General features: G+C 49.9%; 6 protein-coding genes, 2 tRNA genes and 2 rRNA genes. 9 read left to right on the plus strand and 1 reads right to left on the minus strand.

The annotated features are described in order from the left end of the window. Positions 1–70 precede the first annotated feature (70 nt). Positions 71–2,428, minus strand: coding sequence for a penicillin-binding protein 1A (locus KEF85_RS00260; RefSeq protein ID WP_215582500.1), 2,358 nt, complete (start codon positions 2,426–2,428; stop codon positions 71–73). 450 nt (positions 2,429–2,878) lie between these two features. Here KEF85_RS00260 and lptM point away from each other — a divergent pair, with 450 nt between their 5' ends. The 9 genes from lptM to KEF85_RS00300 all read left to right on the plus strand — a co-directional run bounded on the left by lptM (position 2,879) and on the right by KEF85_RS00300 (position 12,238). Continuing rightward, a complete protein-coding gene (gene lptM / locus KEF85_RS16760) occupies positions 2,879–2,995 on the plus strand; it encodes an LPS translocon maturation chaperone LptM (RefSeq protein WP_246534997.1) in 117 nt (38 codons plus the stop codon). Between the two features lie 2 nt (positions 2,996–2,997). Next, entirely contained in the window at positions 2,998–4,245 is a 1,248-nt protein-coding gene (gene lysA / locus KEF85_RS00265; RefSeq protein WP_215582503.1) for a diaminopimelate decarboxylase, read from the plus strand. 6 nt (positions 4,246–4,251) lie between these two features. Next, entirely contained in the window at positions 4,252–5,082 is an 831-nt protein-coding gene (dapF, locus tag KEF85_RS00270) for a diaminopimelate epimerase (RefSeq protein ID WP_215582505.1), read from the plus strand. Continuing rightward, positions 5,079–5,768 (plus strand): DUF484 family protein, encoded by a 690-nt coding sequence (locus tag KEF85_RS00275; protein WP_215582506.1) that lies wholly within the window; start codon positions 5,079–5,081, stop codon positions 5,766–5,768. The genes dapF and KEF85_RS00275 overlap by 4 nt, the downstream gene beginning before the upstream one ends. Before the next feature lie 3 nt (positions 5,769–5,771). Then, a complete protein-coding gene (gene xerC, locus KEF85_RS00280) occupies positions 5,772–6,686 on the plus strand; it encodes a tyrosine recombinase XerC (RefSeq protein ID WP_215582507.1) in 915 nt (304 codons plus the stop codon). Positions 6,687–7,115: 429 nt separating this feature from the next. Next, positions 7,116–8,648: ribosomal RNA gene (locus KEF85_RS00285) — 16S ribosomal RNA — on the plus strand. A 65-nt stretch (positions 8,649–8,713) separates the two neighbouring features. Beyond that, positions 8,714–8,790: transfer RNA gene (locus KEF85_RS00290), tRNA-Ile, on the plus strand. Between the two features lie 98 nt (positions 8,791–8,888). Further along, positions 8,889–8,964, plus strand: a tRNA-Ala gene (locus KEF85_RS00295). A 379-nt stretch (positions 8,965–9,343) separates the two neighbouring features. After that, positions 9,344–12,238, plus strand: a 23S ribosomal RNA gene (locus tag KEF85_RS00300). The 16S and 23S rRNA genes sit together here with 2 tRNA genes alongside, the layout of an rRNA operon. The last annotated feature ends 159 nt before the right edge of the window (positions 12,239–12,397 follow it).

Raw genomic sequence — 12,397 nt, forward strand, 5'->3', positions numbered from 1 at the left:
TATGTTTCCAGCCAGTTAAGCTATTATTGGCTTGATAACATGGATCAAGGCCCAATAAACTGTCCTGCCGTTAAAAAAGATTCACTTCCGAATCGCTATTCGTCTCCGTTGCCTGTGGGCGTGGCCCTGAAAAAACCGTGGGCAAGCTTTCCCGGCTAAAATACTCCCAAATACCGTTTTTATTGTTCGGATTCATCAGCAAGCCGTCCTCCGGGTTGATATAGGCCGCTACTATGCCCTCCGGCGGTGTCAAGGCAGTTTCCGGCTTGTCGCGCAACGCCGTCTTCATAAAATCAATCCAGATTGGCAAGGCCGCCTTACCGCCGGTTTCACCTGCACCCAAAGAGCTGGAATTGTCAAAACCTAACCATGCTGAGGCCACCAGATCAGCGGCATAGCCGTTAAACCAGGCATCGCGCTGTTCATTGGTGGTACCCGTTTTACCCGCGATATCGCCACGCCCCAATTGTTTGGCGGAAGTGGCTGTACCGCGCTGTACCACATCTCTTAACAGACTGTTCATTAAAAAATTGACTTGAGTGGTGATAACCCGAGGCGCTACGCCCGGTTGCGGGGTATTGCTGCTCGGGCAATCGGCACACACAGTATCGGGATGCGCTTGGTATACCAAATTGCCTTGATGATCTTCAATATGCTCTATCAGAAAATGCTTAATTGCAAAACCGCCATTGGCAAATACCGCATAGGCTTCGGCCATTTTTAACGGTGTTGCATAGCCACTGCCTAATGCCAGCGATAAAGTGCCCGGTAGCTGTTCTCTTTCAAAGCCAAAACGCAATGCTGTATCAATGGCGTGTTTGATGCCGACTTCCTGTAATAAGCGAATAGACACCAGATTAATCGATTCCCGCAAAGCTACTCGTAATGGCGTTGGCCCTAAAAAGTGGCGGCTGTAATTTTCCGGCCGCCAGTCATTTTCCTGGGAGGGGTCTTCAATGATGATGGGGGCGTCATTAATAATACTGGCCGGGGTAAAGCCGTTTTCCAGTGCCGCAGTGTAGATGATGGGTTTAAATCCAGAGCCTGGTTGGCGCTTGGATTGGGTGGCACGGTTGTATTTGCTTTGGATAAAATCAAAACCGCCTGTTAAGGCTAAAATACCGCCATTATTGGGATTAAGCACTACAAAAGCGGCTTCGGCAGCTGGAATTTGCGACACAGTCCAGCTTTGATCATCCAGTTGCCGTACCCAGATCACATCATTGAGTTGCCAGCCTTGATGCTTGCTGTCCAGGGCCTTCAATGCCGATTGCGTCCAGGTCAGATTAGCCTGAGGTATGACAATACTGTCACCAGTAAATAATCGCGCACTTATCCCGTTGTCGCCAAAGCCGGTAATCAGCGCCTGGCGGGTATCGCCTACCTGTGCAGCACTGAACGCCGCAGGACTCTTGCTCAGGTTTTTATGGGGCAGGTCTCGGTAGCCATGACGTTGGTCATATTCATGTAAGCCAAACTGTAGCGCACGCTCGGCACTGATTTGCAACTTACTATTAATCGTGGTGTAAACTTTCAGGCCTTGGGTATAAGCTTCCTCTCCGTAGCGATTCATCATTTCCAGCCTCACCATTTCCGCTACATAAGGAGCATTAAGCTCAATATGAGTTGTTTGCGGATAAGCGTTGTCGGCTTTGGCGCAGGCTTGGCTATAGCTGTCGGCATCAATAAAATGTAATTCCAGCATCCGCCGTAATACATAATTCCGTCTTTGCAGAGCCCGCTCCGGGTCGGCGATTGGGTTATATAGCGATGGGGCTTTGGGTAGCCCGGCTATCATGGCTTGTTGGGCCAAATCCAGTTGGTAAATCTCTTTACCATAGTAAGCTTGAGCTGCTGCAGCCACACCGTAAGCACGCTGGCCCATATAAATTTTATTGAGATATAACTCCAGAATCTGTGGTTTGGTATAGCGCTTCTCAATTTTCAGCGCCAGCATGATTTCTTTGAGTTTGCGCAAATAGGTTTTTTCATTACTCAATAAAAAATTACGTACCACCTGCATGGTGATAGTGCTGCCGCCCTGGCGTTTTTTGCCGGTGGCCAGCAATTGACTGCCGGCCCGTAACAAGCCTTTGATGTCTATACCATTATGCTGGTAAAACCGGTCATCTTCTGCGGCCAAAAAAGCATTGATCAACTGCGGTGGTATTTGCTCAAAAGCCAAGGGAATGCGCCGGTTTTCCCCGAATTCAGCAATTAACTGCTGGTCCTGGCTGTAAACGCGCAGCGGGGTTTGATATTGCACATGCGCCAGTTGATCAATATCCGGTAATTCCTTGTCCAGTTCCTGCACAAAAAAATAGCAGGCTGTCAGCGCGGTGCCGGCCAATAGTAAAATGATGCCGGCCAGCCATTTTAAAAGTTTGCCTAGCAGTGATTTGATGATCGGAGCTGTTCGGGTAGACACAATTAATACTATGCAAGAGGCTGCAAAATTTGTCGGCAAAACATTGCCCGTTTAAATTACCTACATCAATAAACCCGAGCAAATATTGCTAATCAAGGTAATATATCTCTGTAAGCCCATGTATTTATCAGCTAAACCGGTTTGGCCGGAGTAGGGAAGACCTAAAGTAAGTCGCCTTATTAACATACAATACAATGAAAACCACAATTTTATATACATCCGGTCGTGGTTTCTTATGTTTAAGCCCTCACTGTGCTATATTCTTGGCCGCCAATTAAGCAGAGCCGTAACATGGGCCGTTTGCCTAAACTGTGCCGGGGAAACTATCGGCAGGTATTGGCAATAATGGTTTTATTTGTCAGCAAACAACACGCACATGCCTTAATCCTGGGTTTTCACCGTGCCCGTTTAGACGGATAGCAGCCTAAATGGCGCTAAATAATAGAGCTTATGAACAACAATAACTTAGTTTTAATCATTTTGGCTTTATGTCTGCAGGCCTGTGGTCAAATCGGCCCCTTGTACCTGCCGGATAATCCGCCACCCACCGAACAACCAAAAAAATAAACATGGATCATTTTCACTATCGGCAAAACAGCCTGTTTGCCGAAGACCTTGCGGTAACTGCTATTGCCGAGCAATACGGTACGCCGTGTTATGTGTATTCTCGCGCTACTTTGGAGAGACATTGGCGGGCCTTTGATCAGGCCTTTGCCGCTCATCCGCACCTGATCTGTTATGCAGTAAAAGCTAATTCCAATATAGCCATACTTAATCTGTTGAGCCGCTTGGGTTCCGGTTTTGATATAGTCTCCATCGGGGAACTGCACAGAGTGTTGGCTGCTGGCGGTAGTCCGGATAAAATTGTATTTTCCGGCGTAGGTAAGCGTGAAGATGAAATATTGGCCGCATTGCAGATCGGTATCCGCTGTTTTAACGTAGAAGTCAACGGCGAACTGGATCGCATCAATCGTCTGGCAGGACAATTAGGTGTGATTGCTCCGGTATCCTTTCGGGTAAATCCAGATGTCGATGCCAAAACACATCCCTATATTTCTACCGGCCTCAAAGAAAATAAATTTGGTATTGATATAAGCGAAGCTTTACACGAATATCGGCGTGCCGTGCAAATGCTGCATATTAAAGTAGTGGGTATAGATTGTCATATTGGTTCGCAGCTAACCGAAACCGCACCGTTTTTGGATGCTCTGGATAGGGTTTTGGCCCTGGTTGATCAATTGCAGGCCGAGGGTATCCAACTGCATCATCTGGATTTGGGTGGTGGATTGGGTATCAATTATCGTGACGAACAGCCACCACAACCAGCTGAATATATTACGGCGCTACTGCAACGCTTGGCTGGCCGGGATTTTGAGATTTTACTGGAGCCGGGCCGAGCGATTGTCGGTAATGCCGGTGTGCTGTTGACCAGAGTTGAGTATCTAAAGCCCACTGCCGGTAAAAACTTTGCCATTGTCGATGCCGCCATGAACGATTTGCTCAGACCTGCGTTGTATAGTGCCTGGCAGGATATTATTCCGGTCAATACGCTAAGTAATGCCGAAGCGCAAACCTGGGATATCGTTGGACCGGTTTGCGAAACCGGTGACTTTCTGGGCAAAAACCGGCTATTGAAATTAAGCCCGGCAGATCTGTTAGCCGTGCGTTCAGCGGGTGCTTATGGCTTTTCAATGAGTTCAAATTATAACTCCCGCCCCAGAGCCGCCGAAGTGTTGGTCGATGGTGATCAAAGCCATCTGATTCGAGCCAGAGAAACCCTGGCAGAGTTATGGGCGACAGAACAGCTGCTACCGTAAATCATCATGGAATTTTATTTCACTAAAATGCATGGCTTGGGTAACGACTTCGTAGTTATCGATGCCATCAATCAGAACATAGACTTATCGTCCGAGCAAATTCGCCTGATTGCCGACCGGCATTTTGGTGTGGGCTGCGATCAGTTATTATTGGTAGAACAACCGGTACATGCGAATGCTGATTTTAAATATCGCATTTTTAATGCCGATGGCAGCGAAGTGGCTCAGTGCGGAAATGGTGCCCGTTGTTTTGCCCGTTTTGTGGTGGATAAAAACTTGACAGACAAACGGCGCATCGTGGTTGATACCCATGCCGGACAACTGGTTTTGAATGTGGCTGAGGATGGTTTGATTACTGTCAATATGGGGATACCCCGGCATCAGCCGGCGCAAATCCCGCTGAATATGCCGCAAGAAGCCAAACGCTATACCATACAGCTGGACAGCGGCAGCATAGAGTTTGCCGCACTGTCTATCGGTAATCCACATGCTGTGATTCAGGTGGCTGATATTGACTCGGCGCCTTTGGCAACAGTCGGCGCGGTACTGGAGAGTCATCCGCTGTTTCCGGAACGGGCCAATATCGGCTTTATGCAAATCATAGACCGCCATACCATCAAATTGCGTGTTTATGAGCGCGGTGCGGCAGAAACTCTCGCCTGCGGTAGTGGTGCCTGCGCCGCTGTCATTGCCGGTATAGAGCAGAATTTACTGGAGCACGAAGTGGATGTTAGTTTACCGGGCGGCGCATTGAAAATAAGTTGGCAGGGACGTGATCAAGCCGTCTATATGACCGGGCCGGCTGGCTTGGTATTTGAGGGGCGAATAATAGTATGAGTAATGACGAGAATCGATCGGTGAGCGAGGCAGAGGTGAGTGCATATTTGCGTGAGCATCCTGATTTTTTTCAAAATCAGCTGGAATTGCTGGCAGAAATGCAAATTCCCCATCCTAGCGGTAATGCGGTGTCGCTGATTGCCAAGCAACTGGAGATTTTCCGGGCCAAACATCAGGAACAGGAAAATCAGCTGACCTTGCTGATCGATATTGCCAGGGAAAACGATGCTGCGTTTAACCGAATGCATGAATTAACCCTGGCCATGCTGGAGGCCGTTACAATTAATGAAGTGCTGATAAATTTAGGCGAAGTACTGGCCGAATGCTTTTTGACAGACTTTGTCGCAGTCAAAATTATTACCGAACAAGATGTCGATGTCGACAATCGGATTATGGTGCACAGTGCCGATCCGGTGTTAAAGCATTTTGCCAATGAATTGCGCAACAACCAGGCCAAATGTGGCCGGCCAACCCTGGCTCAAGCCCAGCTGCTGTTTGCTGAGCAAGCTTTTGAAGTCAAATCCTGCGCCATTATCCCCATGGTTTTCACCGAACTGGAAGGTATCATCGGTATTGGCAGTCGTGATGAGCAAAGATTTCATCACAGCATGGGTAGTCTGTTTTTAACCCAAATGAGCGAAATTATCGGTACCCGGCTGATTTCCTTGCTGCGCCCCCAGGCTTAAGACATGCACAGCGATGCAGATTCGGCATTGCAAGGCTTTTTTGAATATCTCAGCGGCGAAAAGCGGCTGTCCGCGCATACCCTATCTGCCTATCGGCGTGATCTGCAACGCCTGCAGGCTTATTGTCGACAACAGCAAATTAATGGCTGGCAGGCTTTACAAACAAGTGACATTCGCGCTTATACGGCTTTTAGGCATAAAGACGGAGTCGGCGGCAAAACCATACAGCGTGAATTGGCGGCCCTGCGCAGCTTTTATCGCTATCTGCTAAAAAGGCAAATAGTCAGTAATGATCCGGTTCAGGATATCCGTGCGCCCAAGTCTGCCAAGAAACTGCCCAAAACCCTGGATGTGGATCAGATCGCCGGATTATTGGATGCTAATCCCGACTCCATTCTGGAAATCCGCGATTTGGCCATGTTTGAATTATTTTATTCCTCCGGGTTGCGGCTCAGCGAATTAGTCATGCTGGATATCGGCGATCTAGGTTTGGCAGAAGGTTTTTTACGGGTACGCTTTGGCAAAGGCGGTAAGGACAGGCAGTTACCCATAGGCAGTGTAGCCATCGCGGCTATCCGCAAATGGCTGGCGGTCAGGCCGGAAACCCCATCGCCCGCTTTGTTTGTCGGTGCGCGCGGCGCTCGGTTGGGCCAGCGTAGCGTGCAACTGCGTCTAGAAAAATGGTGTATTAAAAACAATCTGCCGGAGCACGTTCATCCACACATGTTGCGGCACTCCTTTGCCACTCATATGCTGGAGTCCAGCCAGGATATTCGTACGGTTCAGGAACTGCTGGGCCATAGTAATATAGGTACCACCCAAATCTATACCCAGTTGGATTTTCAGCATCTGACCAGGGTTTATGACAATGCCCATCCGCGCGCCAAAAAACCGGTCGAAAAAAAACCAGTTGACTAAGCTGATAAGTTCCGTATAATGGCCGGCTCTTCAGCGGTGATTGATCTTCGGATTGAACGGCGCAGAGACGAGACTGATAAAGTTTCTGGCGTAGCTTAAAGTAGCGTTTATTCATTACTTAAAGCTGGGTCAAGCGCTTGGTTTCGGTGGCAAGCAGTATTCAGCTATATATTGATGAATGATTCACTGCTCCGCTGAAAAAAACGCTTGACTGAAATAAGAAAGGCTGTATAATTTGTCGGCTCAACGGGGCGAAAGCCTCAGCTCTTTAACAACCGAATCGAAATAATTTGTGTGGGTATGTGTCGAGATTTAAGCTTTGCTTAATAGAAAGATCGACACAGAGAGACACGTCAATTTAGCAGTACAGACGCTCTGTCGTCGAGCCAAGAGATTGGACACTAATCTTATTTAGTGTCAGTTGAAATTAAACTGAAGAGTTTGATCATGGCTCAGATTGAACGCTGGCGGTATGCTTAACACATGCAAGTCGAACGGTAGCAGGCCTTCGGGCGCTGACGAGTGGCGGACGGGTGAGTAATGCATAGGAATCTGCCTCATAGTGGGGGATAACGTGGGGAAACTCACGCTAATACCGCATACGACCTACGGGTGAAAGCGGGGGACCTTCGGGCCTCGCGCTATGAGATGAGCCTATGTTGGATTAGCTAGTTGGTAGGGTAATGGCCTACCAAGGCGACGATCCATAGCTGGTCTGAGAGGATGATCAGCCACACTGGGACTGAGACACGGCCCAGACTCCTACGGGAGGCAGCAGTGGGGAATATTGGACAATGGGCGGAAGCCTGATCCAGCAATACCGCGTGTGTGAAGAAGGCCTGAGGGTTGTAAAGCACTTTCAATGGGAAGGAATACCTATCGGCGAATACCCGGTAGACTGACATTACCCATACAAGAAGCACCGGCTAACTCCGTGCCAGCAGCCGCGGTAATACGGAGGGTGCAAGCGTTAATCGGAATTACTGGGCGTAAAGCGTGCGTAGGCGGTGATTTAAGTCAGATGTGAAAGCCCTGGGCTTAACCTGGGAACTGCATTTGATACTGGGTCACTAGAGTTGAGTAGAGGAGAGTGGAATTTCAGGTGTAGCGGTGAAATGCGTAGAGATCTGAAGGAACACCAGTGGCGAAGGCGGCTCTCTGGACTCAAACTGACGCTGAGGTACGAAAGCGTGGGTAGCAAACAGGATTAGATACCCTGGTAGTCCACGCCGTAAACGATGTCAACTAACCGTTGGGTTCTTAAAGAACTTAGTGGTGGAGCTAACGTATTAAGTTGACCGCCTGGGGAGTACGGCCGCAAGGCTAAAACTCAAATGAATTGACGGGGGCCCGCACAAGCGGTGGAGCATGTGGTTTAATTCGATGCAACGCGAAGAACCTTACCTACCCTTGACATCCAGAGAATCTGTTAGAGATAGCGGAGTGCCTTCGGGAACTCTGAGACAGGTGCTGCATGGCTGTCGTCAGCTCGTGTCGTGAGATGTTGGGTTAAGTCCCGTAACGAGCGCAACCCTTATCCTTAGTTGCCAACAGTTCGGCTGGGAACTCTAGGGAGACTGCCGGTGATAAACCGGAGGAAGGTGGGGACGACGTCAAGTCATCATGGCCCTTATGGGTAGGGCTACACACGTGCTACAATGGCCGGTACAGAGGGCAGCAAACTCGCGAGAGCCAGCAAATCCCAAAAAGCCGGTCCTAGTCCGGATTGCAGTCTGCAACTCGACTGCATGAAGTCGGAATCGCTAGTAATCGCGGATCAGAATGCCGCGGTGAATACGTTCCCGGGCCTTGTACACACCGCCCGTCACACCATGGGAGTGGGTTGCAAAAGAAGTAGGTAGTTTAACCTTCGGGAGGGCGCTTACCACTTTGTGATTCATGACTGGGGTGAAGTCGTAACAAGGTAGCCCTAGGGGAACCTGGGGCTGGATCACCTCCTTACAAAGTCAAAGCCATCCTGGCACGTATCCACAACAAATTATTTCGATAGAAAACACGACGCACCTGGGTCTGTAGCTCAGTTGGTTAGAGCGCACCCCTGATAAGGGTGAGGTCGGAGGTTCAACTCCTCCCAGACCCACCAACTAAACCGGGCCGAGGCAAGCAGCATAGCAAGCCGACGCCAAGCCGCCGCTGAAAAGCGAAGGCCAAGAAAGCCAAGCCGTAAGCCATACCCACAAAGGGGCCATAGCTCAGCTGGGAGAGCGCCTGCCTTGCACGCAGGAGGTCAGGAGTTCGATCCTCCTTGGCTCCACCATAACCGCGCGTCGATGTTTTAGATGAAGGACACACTCACAACTCCATGTCGTTTGAATCCTGTAGGCTGAGATCAGCTTAACCGGATAGAGAACAGACCGCATGGAATTGGGAGAATAACCCCAATCGCTCTTTAACAATTTGGAAATCTGTAAAACGTAAACATCACGAAAGTCAAGATCGTGATGGGTTCTGTTCACTGTGAAAACAGTGGGCACAACACTCAAGCAAAAATCAGCGAACATGTCAGCAGACTAGAAACTCAAAAGCACTGAAGTGAAGTGAGAGGAGAAAGTTAAAGCGCAAGCCGCACACGCAAGTGATGAGGCCCAAGCCCAAACAACACCGAGCACCGAACAACAGACGCATTCGGGTTATATGGTCAAGTGAATAAGCGCATACGGTGAATGCCTTGGCAGTAAGAGGCGATGAAGGACGTTGTAGCATGCGAAAAGCTTTGGGGAGCTTGCAAACAAGCCCTGATCCAGAGATGTCCGAATGGGGAAACCCGGCGGGGATAACCCCGTCATCCTTCCGTGAATACATAGCGGCTGGAAGCGAACCCGGAGAACTGAAACATCTAAGTACCCGGAGGAAAAGAAATCAACCGAGATTCCCTAAGTAGTGGCGAGCGAACGGGGACTAGCCCTTAAGCTAGGAAAAAGTTAGTGGAACGGTCCTGGAAAGACCGGCGGCACAGGGTGATAGCCCCGTACACGAAAACTTTCTCTTAGTGAAAACGAGTAGGTCGGAGCACGAGAAACTCTGATTGAACATGGGGGGACCATCCTCCAAGGCTAAATACTCCTTACTGACCGATAGTGAACTAGTACCGTGAGGGAAAGGCGAAAAGAACCCCGGAGAGGGGAGTGAAATAGAACCTGAAACCGTATGCGTACAAGCAGTGGGAGCCCCTTCGTGGGGTGACTGCGTACCTTTTGTATAATGGGTCAGCGACTTACATTTTGTGGCAAGCTTAACTGAATAAGGGAGGCGTAGCGAAAGCGAGTCTTAATAGGGCGTTTAGTCGCAAGGTGTAGACCCGAAACCGGGCGATCTATCCATGGCCAGGCTGAAGGTCAGGTAATACTGACTGGAGGGCCGAACCCACGTCTGTTGAAAAAGACGGGGATGAGCTGTGGATAGGAGTGAAAGGCTAATCAAGCTCGGAGATAGCTGGTTCTCCTCGAAAGCTATTTAGGTAGCGCCTCGTGTATCACTCTTGGGGGTAGAGCACTGTTTCGGCTAGGGGGTCATCCCGACTTACCAACCCGATGCAAACTCCGAATACCAAGAAGTGCCAGCACGGGAGACACACGGCGGGTGATAAGGTCCGTCGTGAAAAGGGAAACAGCCCAGACCGTCAGCTAAGGTCCCCAAATCTATGCTCAGTGGGAAACGATGTGGAAAGGCCCAGACAGCCAGGAGGTTGGCTTAGAAGCAGCCACCCTTTAAAGAAAGCGTAATAGCTCACTGGTCGAGTCGGTCTGCGCGGAAGATTCACCGGGGCTAAGCATAGTACCGAAGCTACGGATTTACGCTTAGGCGTGAGTGGTAGAGGAGCGTTCCGTACGCCTGCGAAGGTTCATTGAGAAGTGGGCTGGAGGTATCGGAAGTGCGAATGCTGACATAAGTAACGATAAAGAGGGTGAAAAACCCTCTCGCCGAAAACCCAAGGTTTCCTGCGCAACGTTAATCGACGCAGGGTTAGTCGGCACCTAAGGCGAGGCCGAAAGGCGTAGTCGATGGAAAACAGGTTAATATTCCTGTACCAATGTTAACTGCGATGGGGTGACGGAGAAGGCTACATCAGCTGTCGGTTGGAAGTGGCAGTTTAAGCGAGTAGGCAGTGAGTCTAGGCAAATCCGGATTCATAATGCTGAGACGTGATGACGAGTGTCTTGAGAGAGACGCGAAGTGATGAATGCCCTGCTTCCAGGAAAAACCTCTAAGCTTCAGGTTAACAGTGGCCGTACCCCAAACCGACACAGGTGGGTGGGATGAAAATTCTAAGGCGCTTGAGAGAACCCGGGTGAAGGAACTAGGCAAAATGATACCGTAACTTCGGGAGAAGGTATGCCTTTGATAAGTGAAGTCCCTCGCGGACGGAGCGTAAGGAGGTTGCAAAAAATCGGTGGCTGCGACTGTTTAGCAAAAACATAGCACTCTGCAAACACGAAAGTGGACGTATAGGGTGTGACGCCTGCCCGGTGCTGGAAGGTTAATTGATGGGGTTATCTTCGGAGAAGCTCTTGATCGAAGCCCCAGTAAACGGCGGCCGTAACTATAACGGTCCTAAGGTAGCGAAATTCCTTGTCGGGTAAGTTCCGACCTGCACGAATGGCGTAACGATGGCCACACTGTCTCCACCCGGGACTCAGTGAAATTGAAATCGCTGTGAAGATGCAGTGTACCCGCGGCTAGACGGAAAGACCCCGTGCACCTTTACTATAGCTTGACACTGGACTTTGAACCTACTTGTGTAGGATAGGTGGGAGGCTTAGAAGCAGGAACGCTAGTTCTTGTGGAGCCGACCTTGAAATACCACCCTGGTATGTTTGGAGTTCTAACCTAGAGCCGTCATCCGGCTTGGGGACAGTGTCTGGTGGGTAGTTTGACTGGGGCGGTCTCCTCCCAAAGAGTAACGGAGGAGCACGAAGGTACCCTCAGCCTGGTCGGAAATCAGGCAATGAGTGCAAAGGCATAAGGGTGCTTGACTGCGAGACGGACAAGTCGAGCAGGTACGAAAGTAGGTCTTAGTGATCCGGTGGTTCTGTATGGAAGGGCCATCGCTCAACGGATAAAAGGTACGCCGGGGATAACAGGCTGATACCGCCCAAGAGTTCATATCGACGGCGGTGTTTGGCACCTCGATGTCGGCTCATCACATCCTGGGGCTGAAGCAGGTCCCAAGGGTATGGCTGTTCGCCATTTAAAGTGGTACGCGAGCTGGGTTCAGAACGTCGTGAGACAGTTCGGTCCCTATCTGCCGTGGGCGTTTGAGATTTGAGGGAAGCTGCTCCTAGTACGAGAGGACCGGAGTGGACGAACCTCTGGTGTTCCGGTTGTCATGCCAATGGCATTGCCGGGTAGCCACGTTCGGACAGGATAACCGCTGAAAGCATCTAAGCGGGAAGCCCCTCCCAAGATGAGATCTCACTGGGACTATAAGTCCCCTGAAGGGCCGTTGAAGACGACGACGTTGATAGGTACGATGTGGAAGTGCAGTAATGCATGTAGCTAACGTATACTAATTGCCCGTGAGGCTTGACCATATAACACCCAATGCGTTTGGTGTTTGTTGGCAAAGCGCTGATAAAATGCGAGAGAAACGAAAAGAACTGACGAATACAGATTTCCAGACGCCTTTGAGAAGCAAAAAAGCAAAAAAGATTGCAAAAGCGATAGCGATGCAATAGTCATAGCCAACGTAG

The organism is Methylomonas paludis (assembly GCF_018734325.1).
Taxonomy (GTDB): Bacteria; Pseudomonadota; Gammaproteobacteria; order Methylococcales; family Methylomonadaceae; genus Methylomonas; species Methylomonas paludis.

Excerpts from the sequence above, each read along its gene's own strand:
- lptM (WP_246534997.1), top strand. The coding sequence starts at position 2,879 with ATGAACAACAATAACTTAGTTTTAATCATTTTGGCTTTATGTCTGCAG.
- lysA (WP_215582503.1), top strand. The coding sequence starts at position 2,998 with ATGGATCATTTTCACTATCGGCAAAACAGCCTGTTTGCCGAAGACCTT.
- dapF (WP_215582505.1), top strand. The coding sequence starts at position 4,252 with ATGGAATTTTATTTCACTAAAATGCATGGCTTGGGTAACGACTTCGTA.
- KEF85_RS00275 (WP_215582506.1), top strand. The coding sequence starts at position 5,079 with ATGAGTAATGACGAGAATCGATCGGTGAGCGAGGCAGAGGTGAGTGCA.
- xerC (WP_215582507.1), top strand. The coding sequence starts at position 5,772 with ATGCACAGCGATGCAGATTCGGCATTGCAAGGCTTTTTTGAATATCTC.